We start from the raw sequence: 16,799 nt of genomic DNA on the forward strand, positions 1-16,799 counted from the left end.
TCAATGCTCACCAACATCCGCCGGTTCACCAAGTCGTGGGTCGCCCTGCTGTTCATCATTCCGATGCTGGTCCTGGCATTCGTGTTCGTCGGCATGGACGACGCCTTCAAGAGCGGTGGCGGCAACAGCGTCATCAGCGTCGGCGACCGGCGCCTCGACAGTCAGACCTTCAAACTGCAGTTCGAGCGCGCCAAGGGCGATTTCGAGCAACAGTCCGGCCAGACCATCAGCATGGAAGAGGTGGACCGGCGCGGGTTCGTCGAGCAGTTCCTCGAATCCACGGCTCAGGAAGAGGCGTTCCTGGCCTGGGCATGGCGGGCGGGAATCCGTCCGGGCGCAGAGCTTCTCGCCGCCCAGATCCGCAACTTCCCGGCCTTCTTCAACCAGATCACGGGTGCCTTCGATCCCGAGACCTATCGTGCGCGTCTGGCCGAGGCCGGCCTGACCCAGGCGATCTACGAGACGGAGTTGCGCGACCAGATCATCGTGCAGCACTACGGTGCCGCGCTCTATGCCGGTATGCGCCTGCCGCGCGCCTATGGCGCCCTGGTCGCTGCCCAGGGGTTGGAGGAGCGCGACGCGCGCTGGTTCGAGGTGACCCAGGCCATTGCCGGAACGGCGCCCGCGCCGACGGACGAGCAGCTTCAGGCCTTCCTCGACGAGAACGCCGATGCCCTGCGCATCCCCGAGTTCCGCCGCGTCACGGCCGTGATCTTCACGCCCGCCACCGTCATGGACGATGTCGAGGTCACCGAAGAGCAGATCGTGGAGCGCTTCAACTTCCGCCGCGAGGCCCTGTCCACGCCCGAGACGCGCTCGTTCGTGACCCTGACCGTGCGTGACCGCGAGATCGCCCAGCGCATCAGCCAGGCCCTGCGCGCCGGCCAGAGCGTCGAGGACGTGGCCCGCGCCAACAACGTCGAGCCGGTCACTTACGACCAGCGCCCGCAATCCTCGGTCATCGACCGCCGCGTGGGCACCGCTGCCTTCGCGCTCAGCGCCGATGCCATCTCCGATCCCATCGAGGGTGATCTGGGCTGGAGCGTCATCAAGATGCAGTCGGTCACGCCCGGACGTGCCGCCACTCTGGAGAACGTGCGCGCGGCCATCGTGCAGGAGTTGCAGCAGGAAGCTGCACGCGGCCGGGTATTCGAGCTGGTCGAGGCTTTTGAAGCTGCCCGCGCAGACGGTGCGAGCCTTGCCGATGCCGCCGAGCGCGTCGGTGTCCGTCCGATCAGCCTGCCGCCCTTCACCAGCGAGGGACTGCTGCCCAACACCCAGCGCCTGAATGCGCCGGATCAGATCTTCTCGACCGCCTTCGCCATGTCGGTCGATACCGAGAGCGAACTGGTCGATGCGGGCAACAGCCAGTATTTCGCCTTGCGCCTCGAAGAGGTCCAGCCCGCCAGCCTGCCGCCTCTGGCCGAAGTGCGCCCGTTCCTCGCCGAACAATGGGTGGCGCGCGAGAATGCCCGCCTGCTGCGCGCCCGGGCTGACGAACTGGCCGCGCGCGTGCGCGGCGGCGAGGATATCGCCGAGGTGGCCGCTTCGGTCGGCGCGCCCGTGGTGGTGCGGACCGGCATCATCCAGAACCGCGAGGCACAGGAGTCCCTTGGCGGCGGCGTGTTGCAGGCCGTATTTGGCCAGGCACCCGGTCAGGTCTTCACCGCTCCGCGCGACCAGAGCCGCGTTGCGGTCGGCCGCGTCGATGCCGCCCGCGCGCCCGATCCCCAGATCGCCGCCGTTCCCGCCCAGCAGTTCCGCCCGCGCATAACCGGCCAGGTGGCCGAAGACATGATCGCCACGGCCCAGCGTGAGGCCGCTTCCTCCATGTCGGTCCGCACCAATCCCGAGCGTGCGCGCCGGGCGCTGAACCTGCCCGAGCGCCGCGCCGCGCCGGCCAGTGCGCAATAGTCATCGGTCATGACGCTTCAGGAGCGTGAGGCGTTCGAGCGATCCTATGGGCAGGGCGCGGCCCAGGTGGTGGTTCGCCGCCTGGTCAATGACATCGAGACCCCGGTTTCGGCCTATCTGAAGCTGCGCAGGGGTCAGCCCTACAGCTTCCTGCTGGAATCGGTCGAGGGAGGAAGCTGGCGCGGGCGCTATTCGGTGCTGACCCTCGATCCCGATGTTGTCTGGCGTGCACGCGGCAACGCGGCCGAGATCGCACGGGGCGAAGACGTGACCGCAGGGCGCTTCTCTGCCCTGCCCGGCGCTGCGCTCGACACGCTGCGTGCTCTCGTCGATGACAGCCGCATGGAGATTCCTGCGGGCCTGCCGCCTATGGTGGCCGGGATTTTCGGCGCTTTCGGCTATGACATGATCCGGCTGATCGAGCCGCTGGGCGCTGCCAATCCTGACCCCCTCGGCCTGCCCGACGCCGTACTGACCCGCCCTTCCGTGATCGCGGTGTTCGACGGCGTGGCCCAGGAAATCATCCTCTCGGCACCCGTCTGGCCGAGCAGCGATATTGCAGCGGCTGACGCGCTCGCCCGCGCCCATGCACGTCTCGACGACGTGGAAGAGGCCCTGCGCGAGCCTGCGCCGCCCATGGCCCCCAGCACGCCCGCCCCGATCAGTTTCGAGGGCTCGGTGCCGCGCGCGCGCTATCACGAGGTGGTGGCGCGGGCGAAAGACTACATCGCGGCAGGCGACATCTTCCAGGTCGTGCCCAGCCAGCGCTTCTCAGCCGCTTTTGATGGCGACAGCTTTGCCTTCTATCGCTCGCTGCGCCGCACGAACCCCTCGCCGTTCCTGTTCTACATGGACTTTGGCGATTTCTGTCTCAGCGGTTCCAGCCCCGAAATCCTGCTGCGGCTGCGCGACGGCGAACTGACCATCCGCCCCATCGCGGGCACGCGGCCGCGCGGTGCCACCCCGGAGGAAGATCGCGCGCTTGAGGCGGACCTGCTGGCAGACCCCAAGGAGCGCGCCGAGCACCTGATGCTGCTCGATCTCGGTCGCAATGACGTGGGCCGCGTGGCCGAGCCTGCCAGTGTGCGCGTCACCGACAGCTTCTTCATCGAGCGCTACAGCCACGTCATGCATCTGGTCTCGAACGTGACCGGCAGGGTGCGCGAAGGCGTTCACCCCGTCGATGCCATTCTGGCCGCCCTGCCCGCCGGAACGCTCAGCGGTGCGCCCAAGGTGCGCGCCATGCAGATCATCGACGAGCTGGAGGGCGTAAAGCGCGGCATCGGCTATGCCGGGGCAGCGGGCTACATCTCGGCGGGCGGAGAGATCGACACCTGCATCATCCTGCGTACCGCCCTTTTTGCGGACGGCATGATTCATGTTCAGGCCGGTGGCGGCGTGGTTGCAGACAGCGACGCGGATGCCGAGTACGAGGAAACCCTGCACAAGTCGCGTGCCATCCGCCGTGCCGCCGAGGAAAGCTGGCGCTTCGGCTGAGCCTAGCCCTCGCCCGGCCGCACCAGCGCGCCATTCTCGACCACGAACCCCGGCCCCAGAATGATCGAACCGGCCATGACCACAGAAGACGTCGCCAGCAGAGCCATCGCCAGCAGCAGGGCCACAGCGTGGCCGCGCGAAGTCTCGCGCACACCCTCGCGCACGCCCTCGCCCAGCCGCGCGCGCGCAGCCGCCAGCTTGATGTCGAAGGATGCATCCATCGCTTTCACCGCACGGTCAGTGTCCGCGGGCACTGAACGCCAGAGCCGGTTAAGCAACGGTCAAGCCGGCGGGGGCATCAGGGCATGATCCTCGTCATCGATAACTACGACAGCTTCACCTACAACCTCGTGCACTACCTGGCCGAGCTGGGCGCGCGCACGCGCGTGATCCGCAACGACGAAATGGCGGTCGAGGCGGCACTGGCGCTGAAGCCCGATGCCATTCTGCTCTCGCCGGGGCCATGCGCGCCCGATCAGGCAGGCATCTGCCTCGGCGTTCTTGATCAGGCTCCGGCAGACCTGCCGATCTTCGGCGTGTGCCTCGGTCATCAGGCCATGGGTCAGGCGTTCGGCGGCGAGGTGGTGCGGGCAAGGAGCCTGATGCACGGCAAGACCTCGCCTATATTGCACTCGGGGGCCAGCGTGTTCGCCGGTCTGCCCTCGCCGTTTACCGCCACGCGCTATCACAGCCTGGCGGTGCGCCGCGACACCCTGCCCGACGTGCTGGAGGTCACGGCCTGGACCGAGGATGGCGAGATCATGGGCCTGCGCCACAGGCAGCGCCCCATCCACGGCGTGCAGTTCCACCCCGAATCCGTCGCGACCGAACACGGCCACGCCCTGCTGTCGAACTTCCTCGATCTCGCAGGGATTCCTCACCAGCGGAGATCGGCATGACCGAGGCGCTAAGACCCATACTGGCGCGCCTGTCCGCCGGGGCCACGCTTGACGGTGAGCAGGCGCGCACTCTGTTTCGCGCCATGCTGGCGGGAGAGGCGAGCCCGGTTCAGATGGCCGCAGCCCTGACCGCCCTTCGCGTGCGCGGCGAGAGCGTCGAGGAAATCACCGCCTTCGCCAGCGAGATGCGCGCAGCCGCCTCGCCCTTTGTCACGCAGCACGCGGTGATCGACACCTGTGGCACGGGCGGCGACGGGCTCGATACCTTCAACATTTCGACAGCCGCTGCGATTGTCGCGGCGGGCGCAGGCGCCAGGGTGGCCAAGCACGGCAACCGGGCGCTCAGCTCGCGGTCGGGCTCGTCGGACGTGCTGAGCGCGCTGGGTGTCGACATCAGCGCCCCGACCGACGTGCAGGCACGGGCGCTGGATGAAGCGGGCCTGTGTTTCCTGTTCGCACCTGGCTACCACGCGGCAACGCGCCATGCGGCCAGCGTGCGTGCCGAACTGGGTTTTCGCACCGTTTTCAATGTGCTGGGGCCGCTGTCCAATCCGGCAGGGGCCAGGCGCCAGCTGATGGGCGTCTATGATCCGCGCCTGATCGAGCCTCTGGCGGAGGTGCTCGGTCGCCTCGGCTCGGAGCGGGCCTGGGTGGTTCATGGCGACGGGCTCGATGAACTGACCACCACGGGTGAGACGCTCGTGGCCCAGTGGCACGAGGGCAGACTCGATACCTTCATGGTGCGCCCCGAAGACTTCGGCCTGGAGCGCGTCGAGATCAGCGCCCTGCGCGGCGGCGATGCGCGCGAGAACGCCGAGGCGCTGCTGGGCGTGCTGCGCGGGGAGCGGAGCGCCTATCGCGACATCGTGCTGCTGAATGCCGGTGCGGCCCTAGTGGTCGCGGGCCTCTCAGCCACCTTGCGCGAGGCGATCACTCTGGCAGCTGGTGCCATCGACGAGGGCCGCGCCATGCAGGCCCTCGAGCGCCTGCGCGACATCACCGGGACACCGCGATGAACGGCATCATCCGCTCCGGCGGCACGCTCGAGAAAATCGCGCGCTACAAGCTGGATGAGGTCGCGCACCGCCGCGCAGCCCTGTCCCAAGCCGCCCTCGATCAGGCCATCAGACAACAGTCGCCCCCGCGTGGCTTCATCGAGGCGCTGAGACGCGATCACGCCCAATACCGGCGCCCGGCCCTGATCGCCGAGATCAAGAAGGCCAGCCCGTCGAAGGGCGTCATCCGCAAGGACTTCGACCCGCGCGCCCATGCCATGGCCTATGAGGCCGGCGGTGCCGCCTGTCTGTCGGTGCTGACCGATTCTCCCTCGTTCCAGGGCGCTGATTCTTACCTTGTCGAGGCGCGCAAAGCGGTGGCCCTGCCCGCTCTTCGCAAGGATTTTCTGGTCGATACGTGGCAGCTCAGGGAGAGCCGGGCGCTGGGCGCGGACTGCATCCTGATCATCATGGCCATGGTTGAGGACGCTCTGGCGCGCGATCTTCTTCACCAGGCATACGCACTCGGAATGGATGCCCTGATCGAGGTGCACGACGCCATGGAGCTGGAGCGCGCACTTGAGCTGAAACCACAGATGATCGGCGTAAACAATCGTGATCTCAGGCATTTCTCGGTTGACCTTGCTGTGACCGAAACCCTGGCCGCACAGGTCTCGCCAGATGTGCTTCTGGTCAGCGAGAGCGGCCTGTTCACGCCCTCCGACATCGACCGCGTGGCGCGGTGCGGCGCACGTGCGGTGCTTGTGGGCGAGAGCCTGATGCGCCAGAGCGACCTCGAGGCCGCGACACGCGCCCTGATGGCATTAGGTTGACATTAAGGAAGAACACTTACAGAACATCTGCATCAGTTCACGGCTTGTTCCAAGGGGTCCGCGGCGATGCTCACCCGCAAACAACACGAGCTGCTCATGTTCATCCATGAGCGGATCAAGGAGACCGGGGTCTCGCCATCCTTCGACGAGATGAAGGAAGCGCTCGATCTGGCATCGAAGTCCGGGATTCACCGCCTGATCACGGCGCTGGAGGAGCGTGGCTTCATCCGCCGCCTCCCCCATCGGGCCAGGGCCCTCGAGGTGATGAAGCTGCCAGAGCAGGCCACGGCCTCTGCACCGGCGCGCGGGCGCGGCGGCTTCAGGCCCCAGGTGATCGAAGGCAGTGCCCAGCCCGCCCCTGCCGCACCTGTTGCCGACAACGATACGCGCGAGCTGCCTCTGCTCGGCAAAATCGCGGCGGGCACGCCCATCAGCGCCATCCAGCACGAGCGCGACCGTTTCAGCGTTCCCGAACAGATGCTCGGCGCAGGCGAGCACTTCCTGCTCGAGATCGAGGGTGATTCCATGATCGAGGCCGGGATTCTGGATGGCGATCTGGTGGTCATCCGCAAGACCGACACAGCTCACAGCGGCGAAATCGTCGTGGCGCTGGTCGAGGGCGAGGAAGCGACCTTGAAGCGGCTGCGGCGCAAGGGCGCCTCCATTGCGCTGGAGCCGGCCAACCGCAACTATGAGACCCGCATTTTCGGTCCCGATCAGGTCGAGGTGCAGGGGCGCCTTGTGGGTCTCATCCGCCGGTATCACTGAGCGCGCCCGACCAGGGCCTGCGACCGCGCACGTCCTCTGCCCACAGCGCGCGCCAGCCGCCTGCGCCGTCACGCCATAGCTCAACAGCGCCGCCGCGCGCAAAGTCCGCCCCGTCCAGCACCAGAGACCCCTCGCAGTCTTCGGGAAGACTGGGCAGGACCACGCGCACCGCGACCACCTCGGCGGTGGCACACAGGCTCTCGAGCGCCGCACGATCAGGCTCTCGCCGCCCCCACCAGATCGCCAGCGGCGCCGCCTCGGCCGTCACGGGACGGCAGGAGAAGCGCGTGCAGCTGAATGTGCCCTCGGCGTGCGGCGAGATGGTCAGGCCGCGTCTCTGGCTCCACATCTCGGCGGGAAACCGTCGCACGCGCTGGCGCACCAGCTGTGTCTGGGTGCCCTCGCGCCACGCGCCCTGGGTGCCGCTGGCATCAATCCAGAGGTCTGGAACGGCGGGACGTGGCCACAGGATCACGGCGGCGGCAAAGGGCACGCCCAGCACCCGGCCCCAGCCGCGCCAGATGCAGACCCACAAGATGCCCAAGAACGCCACGGGCAGCGCCAGCACGGGTGCACTGGGAATGGCGGACACCGCACCGGGCAGGCTGGAGGCATAGTGTCCCACCGCCAGCATGATCTCGACGCCCCAGCCTGCCACGATCAGGAACGGGCCGCCGAGGCCCAGCGGCTCCAGGGCGGCCCCGAGCGCAAGCGCCGGCATCATCATGAAGCTGGTCACCGGCGCACTGGCGACATTGGCCAGCAGGCCATAGACGGCCATGCGATTGAAATGCTGCATCGCCATGGGGCCGGTGGCGAGGCCCGCCACAAGGCTGGCGGCAATAGTGGCCAGCAACCAGCTTCTCGTTCGCTGAAAGGTGGCCAGGAGCGCAGGCGCAGAGATTTCCTTTATGCGCCTCGGCCAGCTTTCGGCCAGGGCCACAAGGGCTGCGGTGGCCGCGAACGACATCTGAAAGCCCGGCTGGACGATCGACTCCGGTCTCAGGGCCAGCACCACGAAGGCCGCGATGGCGAGCGCGTTCATGCTGATGGCGCGCCGGTCCAGCAGTATGGCGAGGAAGGCCACGCTGGCCGTGGTGGCCGCGCGCTCTGCCGGGGGCGGGCCACCCGATATGACCAGATAGGTGCCCACCGCCATCAGACCGAACACCGCCGCCAGCTTCTTGCCATTGACCCTCAGGGCCAGCGGCGGAATGGCCGCGATGAGCAGCCGGGCAAAGAAGAACGCAAAGCCACCCACGATCATCATGTGCAGCCCCGAGATGGCCAGCAGGTGCGCCAGGCCTGAATCGCGCATGGCATCGATGTCCTCGCTCGCGGTCCAGACACGATGGCCGGTCACCATGGCCGCCGCGATGCCGCCGCTGCGCTCGCCCAACCGCTCGACGATACGCAGGCCCAGCCGATAGCGCAGCGCATTGACCTGCATGCGCAGCTTCAGCGCCGATGGCGGCTCGGCCAGGGTCACGCTGCGCGCCTGCCCAAGCCCGAACCCCAGCCCGCCGATACTCTGGAAATAGTTGGTGCGGGCGAAATCATAGGCGCCGGGGCTGGGCGGCGGGGGCGGCGGTCCCAGCAGGGCGAACACCTCGATGGCCGTGCCGGGACTGGGCGGTGCGCCGCGCACCGTTACGCGCACGCGATGGGGCACCGCTTCGGGATCGAGGCCGCGAACGCGCACCGGTGCCAGCACGACGCGCGAGCCGCGAGCACCGGGGCTGTCCACATCGACCACCCAGCCGGTGATGACGGTAGGCTCGCTGCTGACCGGCGCGATGGGGGCGTCCACCCGGTCGGTGCGCGCGCTCGCCGCCGCCAACCCCAGTGCCGCGCACGCCGCCAGCATGAGCGGCACACTCACCGCCCGCCCCGCGCCAAGGCGCCGCGCGCCCAGCCACAGGGCCGATGCAAACAGCGCACCGCCATAGACCAGCCAGCGCGCTGGCTCGTTCGAGCTCGCAAAATAAAGGGCGCAGCCGATCCCGAAGGCGACCGGTGCCCACAGCCGCCAGCGCGACTTCTGCAAGGCCAGGGCTTCACGCAGGCCTATGGCGAGGCGCTCGCCAGCGGCTATAAGGGCGCCCCGAGCAGCCCCCAGCCCACTGGTTCCCCCTGCCATGTCCGACGCCCCATCGCCCGTCGTCACCCGCTTTGCCCCCTCGCCCACGGGCTATCTGCACATCGGCGGCGCCCGCAGCGCATTGTTCAACTGGCTTTTCGCAAAACACAACCACGGGCGGTTCCTGCTGCGCATCGAGGACACGGATCGCGAGCGCTCGACGCCCGAGGCGGTGAAGGCGATCTTGCAGGGCCTCAGCTGGCTGGGGCTGGAAGGCGACGGCGAGCCCGTTTTCCAGCATGCCAACATCGCCCGCCACAAGGACGTGGTGCAGCAGCTTCTGGAAGTAGGCGCGGCCTACCGCTGCTTCATGACGCCCGAGCAGACCGAAGCCGAGCGCGAGCGGGCAAAGGCCGAGGGACGCGCCCTGCGCTCTCCCTGGCGTGATCGCACCGATGGTGATGACGCTGCGCCTCACGTCGTCCGGTTTCGCAGCCCCGGCGAGGGCGAGGTGGTGATCGAGGACGTGGTCCAGGGCACGGTGCGCTGGCAGGCCAAGGATCTCGACGATCTGGTGCTGATGCGCTCGGACGGAACGCCGACCTACAATCTGGCTGTGGTGGCGGACGATCACGACATGGGCGTCACCCATGTGATCCGGGGCGATGATCACCTGAACAATGCCGCGCGCCAGAGCCTGATCTACAAGGCGCTGGGCTGGAGCGTGCCTGTCTTTGCCCACATCCCGCTGATCCACGGGCCGGACGGGGCCAAGCTGTCCAAGCGACACGGCGCGCAGGCCGTACACGAGTATGCCGACATGGGCTATCTGCCCGAGGCCATGCGCAATTATCTGGCCCGGCTGGGCTGGAGCCACGGCGATGCCGAGCTGTTCGGCGACGAGGAGGCCATTGGCTGGTTCTCGCTCGAAGCGATCAATCGCGCGCCTGCCCGGCTGGACTTCGACAAGCTGGCCCACGTCAATGCACACTGGATCCGTCTGGCTGACGATGAACGGCTGGCCGATCTGGTCACCGCACGGCTGGGTGACGAAGCGATTGATCGTGAGCGGCTGGTGCGGACCATCGGACTCGTCAAGGATCGCGCCAGCACCCTGCTGGACCTCGAGGCCCAGACCCGCTTCGCCCGCCAGAGCCGACCGATCCCGCTAGGCGGCAAGGCCGAGGTCCTGCTGACGGATGAGGCGCGCGCGCGCCTGTCACGCCTGCGCGATCATCTGGCACAGATGGCCGACTGGTCGAAAGACCCGCTCGATGCCGCCCTGAAGGACTTTGCCGCGGCCGAGGGCGTAGGCTTTGGCAAGATCGGTCCCGTCGCGCGGCTGGTTCTGGCAGGAGAGCAGGGCGCGCCAGACATCGCCAGCACCCTCGCCAGCCTCGGCCGGGAGGAAAGCCTGGCACGCATGGGCGACGCCCTTTCACTTTGAGCCATGAAGGCTTAAGTGAGGCACACGCGAAACGCACGGCTCCTCCCCGCCATGCGCCAGACCCATGGGACAGATCATAAATGACGACCGAAAACCGCGCCTCGGGCTCCGCCAGACTTACCCTTGGTGACAAGACGATCGACCTGCCGGTTCTGACCGGATCGACCGGCCCGGACGTGGTCGACATCCGCAAGCTGTACGCGGGCACGGGTGCATTCACCTACGATCCCGGCTTCACCTCGACCGCCTCGTGCGAGAGCGCCCTGACGTTCATCGACGGCGACGAGGGTATCTTGCTGCACCGCGGCTATCCCATCGAACAGCTCGCCGAGCAGTCGAAGTTCATCGAGGTCTGCTACCTGCTGCTGAAGGGCGAGCTGCCTACGGCGGCCCAGTACGAGGAGTTCGAGAACAACATCACGCGGCACACCATGCTGCATGCCCAGTTCGACCGCTTCTTCGAGGGCTTCCGGCGTGATGCTCACCCGATGGCGATCATGGTGGGCACGGTCGGCGCGCTGTCGGCCTTCTATCACGACAGCCTCGACATCAACGATCCGGTCCAGCGCAACATCTCGGCCATCCGCCTGATCGCCAAGATGCCGACCATCGCCGCGCGCGCCTACAAATATCACGTCGGCCAGCCGTTCATCAGCCCGCGCAACGAGCTGTCCTACGCCGAGAACTTCCTGCGGATGTGCTTTGCCGTGCCCGCCGAGGACTACGAGGTCGACCCCGCACTGGTGCGGGCCATGGACCGCATCTTCATCCTGCACGCCGACCACGAACAGAACGCCTCAACCTCGACGGTCCGCCTCGCAGGCTCGTCGGGAGCCAACCCGTTTGCCTGTATCGCGGCGGGCATTGCGTGCCTCTGGGGCCCGAGCCACGGCGGTGCCAACGAAGAGGCGCTGACCATGCTCGAACAGATTGGTACGCCCGAGAACATCCCCGAGTTCATCGCGGGGGTGAAGGACAAGCGCTACAAGCTGATGGGCTTTGGCCACCGGGTCTACAAGAACTACGATCCGCGCGCCAAGGTCATGCAGAAGTCAGCCTATGAAGTGCTCGCCGCCACGGGCCGCGAGAACGATCCGCTGTTCCAGGTCGCCAAGGAACTGGAGGCCGTGGCGCTCAAGGACGACTATTTCATCGAGCGCAAGCTGTTCCCGAACGTGGACTTCTACTCCGGCATCACCCTGTCGGCCATGGGCTTCCCGACCACGATGTTCACCGTTCTGTTCGCTCTGGCGCGCACGGTGGGCTGGATCGCCCAGTGGCAGGAAATGATGGCCGACCCCTCGCAGAAGATCGGCCGTCCGCGCCAGCTCTACACCGGTCCGACGGCCCGCGACTATGTGCCGATCAAGGATCGCGGCTGACACCTGCAATCAGGCCTGAACCAAAGCGAGCGCCGCAATCCCTCGGGGTTGCGGCGCTTGTCAATTGCAGCGGGCCTCAGTCTCTGTGCGTTACCAGCGCCAGCACGGCCTCGGCGGCCACATCAGAAGGATCGCGCTCGCCCTTGCCCATCAGCTTCAGCGCCTCGGACTGGGCCCGGGCCTGGGCGGCAGCGGCTTCGGGCGACGAGAGCAGCGCGTCCACCGCACCTGCCAGAGCATCGGGCGTGGCCTCGCCCTGCACGAACTCGGGCGCGATGCGGCGTCCGGCGGCCAGATTGAACAGGGTAATGTGCTCCACCGTCACCAGCGGCTTCATGATGGCGTAGCTGAGAGCCCCCAGCCGGTAGGCGATCACCATGGGCACCCCCGCCAGGGCCAGTTCTGTCGAGACCGTGCCGCTGCACGCCAGCGCCGCATGAGCCGCCTTCATGGCATCGCGCCGGTCCTCGCCCGTGACGATGTGTGTTCGCAGCGGCCAGCCTGCGGCCCGTCCCCGCACTTCGCCCTCGACGCCCGGTGCCGCCAGCACCGCCACCTGCAAGGCGGGATGGCGGTCCTTGAGGCGCAGCACGGCCTGCTCGAACACGGGCATCAGGTGCAGCACCTCCGAGCGGCGGCTTCCGGGCAGCACGAGCAGCAGCGGCGTGTCCGGCGCAATGGCCCTCGCGGCGCGAAAGGCTGCGCCGTCCGCCTGAGAGAAGTCGGTGTGCAGGGCGGGTGACCCCACCACGGTGGTCGCCAGTCCCTGGCGCTCGAACCACGGCGCATCGAAGGGATAGAGCGCCAGCAGGTGATCCACGCTCGCCGCCAGAGTCGCAGCACGGCCCGGGCGCGAGGCCCAGACCTGGGGTCCGACATACTTGATAAGGCGGATCTCGGGCATCTGCGCGCGGATGGCCTTGGCCACGCGGATGGTGAAGCCCCAGCTGTCGATCAGCACGACCGCATCCGGCCTGACCTCGCGCACATGGGCTACAGCGTCGGCCACCCGCTTCTTGACGCGCCCATAGGCCATCAGGCCCTCGATCCAGCCCAGGACCGAGAGTTCGGAAATGTCGAACGGGCTGTCGATGCCCTCTGCCTTCATGCGCTCGCCGCCGATCCCGGACAGCGAGACCGCCCCCTCGCCTGCCCGCACCTTGAGCGCGCGCGCCAGATCCGCGCCCAGCATGTCACCGGACGTCTCGGCGGCAACCAGCATGATCTTGAGAGGCATCACGATACGCCCGCCACGAACAGGCCCAGCCGGTCCGCCGCCTCGCGCACGGCCTCGGGCTCGATGACGATCAGGCCCCCGGCCTCACCGGCAACACCCGCCAGACCTGCCCGCGCCGCGTTCTCCAGCGTGCGGACCCCGATAACCGGCAGATCGACTCTACGGTCCTGGCCCGGCTTGGGAGCCTTGACCAGAACGCCCGCACGCGCGCCGTCCCGCCCGCGCAAGGCCTCGGGCAGGGCCGCGACCCGATCCAGCATGGCGTCCGTGCCTTCCTGCGCTTCCACCGCCAGCACCAGACCCCGGCACACCACAGCTCCCTGGCCGATGTCCATTTCTCCGGCCATGCGCGCAACCTGCAGGGCCTTGGCGATGTCAGAGCCCTGCTCGGCATTCGGGCGGACCCGGCCCAGAGCCCCTTCGCCCAGGGTGTCGCCGCCCAGCAGGTCGTCCGCCCCCGTGATCGCAAAGCCCTCGGCCTCGAAGACCGACAAGACCTGCCGCAGAAGGGCATCGTCACCGCGCGTGGCCGCCTTGATCAGACCGGGCAGAACAGTGGCACCCTTCAGGTCGGGCTTCAGTTGCGAGAAGTCGGGGCGGTTCACCGTGCCTGCGAAACACACCTCGCGACAGCCGGCAGCCTTCAGCGCGGACAAGGTGCGCCCGAACTCGCCCAGCCCTGAGTCGATGCCTTCAAAGCGGGCAAGTGTATCACTGGCAAAGCCCTTGAGCCGGACGACGAACAGCGCACGCGCCTCGGCCTCACAGCGCGCAGCCACCCGCACGGGCAGATCGCCGCCGCCCGCGACCAGTCCCAGCCTGCCTGCGCTGTTCATGCTTCGGGAAGGCAGAGCGGTCTTCTGCCCCCTGCCTCGATGAAGGCCAGGATGGTCCGCGCTTCCTCGGGCAGGTCAGTGCGCGCCCGCACGCCCTCCAGCCGCGCCTCGAAAGTGCCCTCGCCCTCGAACAGTTCGCGATAGAAGGCGAGCAGGGCCTTCAGGCCAGCTTTCTCCACGCCCCGGCGCTTCAGCCCCACCATGTTGAGCCCGTGCAGGCGCGCGTGATTGCCCCAGACCGAGCCGAACGGAATGACATCGCGAGTCACAGCCGCCAGACCGCCCACCATGGCGCCCGTGCCGACGCGCCCGAACTGGTGCACCGCGCTCAAGCCTCCCAGAAACACCCTGTCGCCGACTTCGGCATGGCCTCCCAGGGTGGCCTGATTGGCAAAGACGATGTTGTCGCCCACAACACAGTCGTGGCCCACGTGCGCGCCGGTCATGAAGAAGTTGTGCGAGCCCACGCGCGTCACGCCATGTCCGCCGGGCGTGCCGCGGTTGAAGGTGGCGTGCTCGCGGATCACATTGTCGGTGCCGATTTCGAGGCGCACCGGCTCGCCCTTGTAGCCCGTGTGCTGGGGCGCTCCGCCGATCAGGGCAAAGGGATGGATCTGAGTGCGCGCGCCGATGTGGGTGTCACGCTCCACGATCACCTGGGACACCAGTTCGACGTCCTCATCCAGCCGCACGCCGGGGCCGACCTGGCACCAGGGGCCGATCCTTGCGCCGCTGGCGATCTCGGCGCCGGAATCGACAAGGGCGGTGGGGTGGATCGTGCTCACGCGGGCGTCTCGACCACCATGGCTGCAAACTCGCACTCGGCGGCGGGCTTGCCATCGACGAAGGCCTCGCCCTTGAACTTGAACAGGTCGCCGCGATGCCTGGTCACGATCACATGCATCCGCAGCACGTCGCCGGGGCGGACGGGGCGGCGGAAGCGCGCGCCGTCCACGGCCATGAACATGATCGTCTTTCCCGACACGTCCGCGTCGAGCGATTTGGACATCAGCAGCGCGCCGGACTGGCCCATGGCCTCGATGATCAGAACACCGGGCATGACGGGATTGCCGGGGAAATGCCCCATGAAGAACGGCTCGTTGGCGGTGACGTTCTTGATCCCGGTGATCGAGGTGTGCGCCACATAGTCCTCGGCGCGGTCCACCAGCAGGAAGGGATAGCGGTGCGGAATGCGCTTCAGCACCTCGGCATAATCGATCCTGCCACCCGTGGCGCTGGTCCCGTTTTGCGACTCACTCATGCACTCAGCCCTTCCCGTGATCCGGTCTCCTGGCTGACTGTTTGGACACCCAGACGCTTTCGCGCAAGAACTGTCGCAGGGGCCTGGCCGGATATCCAGACCAGGTTTCGCCCGCCGGCACGCTGGAGAGCACCGCCGCGGCTGCCGCGATGCGTGCGCCCTCGCCGATGCTCTGGTGGTCGCCCACGCCCGCGCGTCCGCCGAACATGACGCCGTCACCCACGATCACAGAGCCGGAAATGCCGACATGGGCCGCGATCAGGCAATGGCGACCGATGGTGACGTTGTGGGCGATCTGGACGAGGTTATCGATCTTGGTCCCCTCGCCGATCACGGTGTCGCCAAAGGCGCCGCGGTCGATGCAGGTATTGGCACCGACGCTCACATCGTCCTGAATGATGACGCGGCCGAGCTGGGGAATATCGAGCGGACCGCGCGGCGAGGCGGCAGCGCCAAATCCAGGCTCTCCGATCACGGCGCCCGAGCCGATGCGCACCCGGTCGCCCAGCAGGGCAAAGCCCACCACCGCCCGCGGCGCCAGCGTGCAGCCCCGGCCCATGGCGACACCCATGCCCACCACGGCACCGGCACAGATGCGCGTGCCCTCGCCGATCTCGACCGTGGCACCGATCACGGCCCCGTCCTCGATCACCACGCCCGCGTCTCGCCACGCGGCCAGCTGGGCGGCAGTGGCAGGCACGAAGTCGTGGCCGCTGTACAGGCTGGCGGCAGCAGCAGCCCACGAAGCCTGGGCAAAGCGGCTGGTCAGCACAATGCTGCCTTCGGGTGCGTGCTCGGCCAGCGACGGATGGACGATCAGAATGCCCGCGCGGGTGTTCGACAGGGCATCCCTGAACTTGGCGTCCTGGGCAAAGGCGAGTGCGTCCTTGTCGGCCTCGCCCAGAGGCGCGGCGGCGCTGATGGATCGCCCAATGCAATCGCCGCGCCGGACCTCGAGCCCATGCGCGGCGATGAAGGCATCAAGTGCCAGAGGCTCACGGGTCGCGAAAAAGCGCGGATCGGGCATGATCGCGACCCGTATGCCCTTATTGCTGCTGCTGAACCGGCGGCGTCATGCGCTGGAAGTTCAGCGTGGGCAGCTGCTGGTCGAGGCGCTGGATCACGACATCGGTGATGTCCATGGCCGGGTTCATCAGATAGACGCTCTCGCGGTCGATCAGGATGCCGCAGCCGCGCTCCTGATAGACCTGGATGATGATCGGATCGACGCGCTCGGCGATGGCCATGCGCTGCATCTGAAGGGTGTAGCGAAGCTCGATTTCGCGGGTCTGCTCAAGTTGCTCGGCTTCCTGGGCGCGCTGTTGCAGGGCCTGGGCGCGCTGCTGAAGCTCGGCCTGGGGGATGGTCTGGGCACCCTGCTGGAGCGCCTGGTACTCGTTCTGGATGTTGGTCGCATAGGGCTGAAGCTCGGTGCGCACGTCGTTGGCGAGGCGCTCCATGCCCTGCTGCAACGCGCGCCCGGCTGCCGACTGCGCGAGCAGGCGCTCGTTGTGATAGACGCACACGCCGGCAATGGCCGGACCGGGATTCTGCGGCGCGGAGGGCTGCTGCTGGGCAGCGACCTGACCGGCGATGGCATAGATGCTGACAGTGGCCAGCACGCCGAGAGCGGAAGTTTTCATCTGTTGA

The 16,799-nt window shown here is 67.6% G+C and carries 16 protein-coding genes; 8 read left to right on the plus strand and 8 right to left on the minus strand.

Translation table 11 applies throughout. The annotated features are described in order from the left end of the window. Positions 1-3 precede the first annotated feature (3 nt). Positions 4-1,914: a SurA N-terminal domain-containing protein gene (locus ACK4E3_RS01595; protein WP_409695374.1), complete on the plus strand. Its 1,911-nt coding sequence runs from the start codon at positions 4-6 to the stop codon at positions 1,912-1,914. A 9-nt stretch (positions 1,915-1,923) separates the two neighbouring features. Continuing rightward, complete coding sequence (gene trpE, locus ACK4E3_RS01600; RefSeq protein ID WP_409695377.1) at positions 1,924-3,411, plus strand: anthranilate synthase component I; 1,488 nt, start codon at positions 1,924-1,926, stop codon at positions 3,409-3,411. A gap of 2 nt (positions 3,412-3,413) precedes the next feature. Here the strand turns inward: trpE and ACK4E3_RS01605 are convergent, their stop codons facing one another. Continuing rightward, entirely contained in the window at positions 3,414-3,632 is a 219-nt protein-coding gene (locus ACK4E3_RS01605; protein ID WP_409695380.1) for a hypothetical protein, read from the minus strand. Positions 3,633-3,716: 84 nt separating this feature from the next. Here ACK4E3_RS01605 and ACK4E3_RS01610 point away from each other — a divergent pair, with 84 nt between their 5' ends. From ACK4E3_RS01610 to lexA, 4 genes are all read left to right on the plus strand, one after another. Then, positions 3,717-4,310 (plus strand): anthranilate synthase component II, encoded by a 594-nt coding sequence (locus tag ACK4E3_RS01610; RefSeq protein WP_409695383.1) that lies wholly within the window; start codon positions 3,717-3,719, stop codon positions 4,308-4,310. Further along, a complete protein-coding gene (gene trpD / locus ACK4E3_RS01615; RefSeq protein WP_409695386.1) occupies positions 4,307-5,326 on the plus strand; it encodes an anthranilate phosphoribosyltransferase in 1,020 nt (339 codons plus the stop codon). The genes ACK4E3_RS01610 and trpD overlap by 4 nt, the downstream gene beginning before the upstream one ends. Continuing rightward, complete coding sequence (gene trpC / locus ACK4E3_RS01620; RefSeq protein WP_409695389.1) at positions 5,323-6,138, plus strand: indole-3-glycerol phosphate synthase TrpC; 816 nt, start codon at positions 5,323-5,325, stop codon at positions 6,136-6,138. Before trpD ends, trpC begins: the two co-directional genes overlap by 4 nt. A 66-nt stretch (positions 6,139-6,204) precedes the next feature. Further along, on the plus strand, positions 6,205-6,906 hold the full coding sequence (lexA, locus tag ACK4E3_RS01625) for a transcriptional repressor LexA (RefSeq protein WP_409695392.1): 702 nt from the start codon (positions 6,205-6,207) through the stop codon (positions 6,904-6,906). Here lexA and ACK4E3_RS01630 read toward each other — a convergent pair. Then, positions 6,887-9,046 carry a ComEC/Rec2 family competence protein gene (locus ACK4E3_RS01630; protein WP_409695395.1) on the minus strand — a complete coding sequence of 720 codons (2,160 nt, stop codon included), beginning with the start codon at positions 9,044-9,046 and terminating at the stop codon, positions 6,887-6,889. The genes lexA and ACK4E3_RS01630 overlap by 20 nt on opposite strands. Between ACK4E3_RS01630 and gltX the strand changes: the two genes are divergently transcribed. Both gltX and gltA read left to right on the plus strand, forming a co-directional pair. Next, entirely contained in the window at positions 9,045-10,433 is a 1,389-nt protein-coding gene (gltX, locus tag ACK4E3_RS01635; RefSeq protein ID WP_409695398.1) for a glutamate--tRNA ligase, read from the plus strand. The two genes, ACK4E3_RS01630 and gltX, sit on opposite strands and share 2 nt — an antisense overlap. 80 nt (positions 10,434-10,513) lie before the next feature. Next, on the plus strand, positions 10,514-11,815 hold the full coding sequence (gltA, locus tag ACK4E3_RS01640) for a citrate synthase (protein ID WP_409695401.1): 1,302 nt from the start codon (positions 10,514-10,516) through the stop codon (positions 11,813-11,815). A gap of 76 nt (positions 11,816-11,891) precedes the next feature. On the opposite strand, the gene lpxB is transcribed toward gltA, so the two are convergent. Genes lpxB through ACK4E3_RS01670 form a run of 6 tightly spaced genes read right to left on the minus strand, consistent with a single transcriptional unit; the run spans position 11,892 to position 16,792 of the window. Further along, positions 11,892-13,058, minus strand: a complete 1,167-nt coding sequence (gene lpxB / locus ACK4E3_RS01645; protein WP_409700996.1) for a lipid-A-disaccharide synthase — start codon at positions 13,056-13,058, stop codon at positions 11,892-11,894. Beyond that, positions 13,052-13,888 carry a UDP-2,3-diacylglucosamine diphosphatase gene (lpxI, locus tag ACK4E3_RS01650; RefSeq protein WP_409695404.1) on the minus strand — a complete coding sequence of 279 codons (837 nt, stop codon included), beginning with the start codon at positions 13,886-13,888 and terminating at the stop codon, positions 13,052-13,054. The genes lpxB and lpxI overlap by 7 nt, the downstream gene beginning before the upstream one ends. Further along, positions 13,885-14,673: an acyl-ACP--UDP-N-acetylglucosamine O-acyltransferase gene (gene lpxA, locus ACK4E3_RS01655; protein ID WP_409695407.1), complete on the minus strand. Its 789-nt coding sequence runs from the start codon at positions 14,671-14,673 to the stop codon at positions 13,885-13,887. The genes lpxI and lpxA overlap by 4 nt, the downstream gene beginning before the upstream one ends. Beyond that, the gene (gene fabZ / locus ACK4E3_RS01660; RefSeq protein ID WP_409695410.1) at positions 14,670-15,149 is read right to left on the minus strand and encodes a 3-hydroxyacyl-ACP dehydratase FabZ; all 480 of its coding nucleotides are present in this window, start codon (positions 15,147-15,149) and stop codon (positions 14,670-14,672) included. The genes lpxA and fabZ overlap by 4 nt, the downstream gene beginning before the upstream one ends. A gap of 4 nt (positions 15,150-15,153) precedes the next feature. Continuing rightward, on the minus strand, positions 15,154-16,176 hold the full coding sequence (lpxD, locus tag ACK4E3_RS01665; RefSeq protein ID WP_409695413.1) for a UDP-3-O-(3-hydroxymyristoyl)glucosamine N-acyltransferase: 1,023 nt from the start codon (positions 16,174-16,176) through the stop codon (positions 15,154-15,156). Between the two features lie 19 nt (positions 16,177-16,195). Next, complete coding sequence (locus ACK4E3_RS01670; RefSeq protein ID WP_409695416.1) at positions 16,196-16,792, minus strand: OmpH family outer membrane protein; 597 nt, start codon at positions 16,790-16,792, stop codon at positions 16,196-16,198. Positions 16,793-16,799 lie beyond the last annotated feature (7 nt).

It is taken from the genome of Brevundimonas sp., from assembly GCF_046299595.1.
Taxonomy (GTDB): Bacteria; Pseudomonadota; Alphaproteobacteria; order Caulobacterales; family Caulobacteraceae; genus Brevundimonas.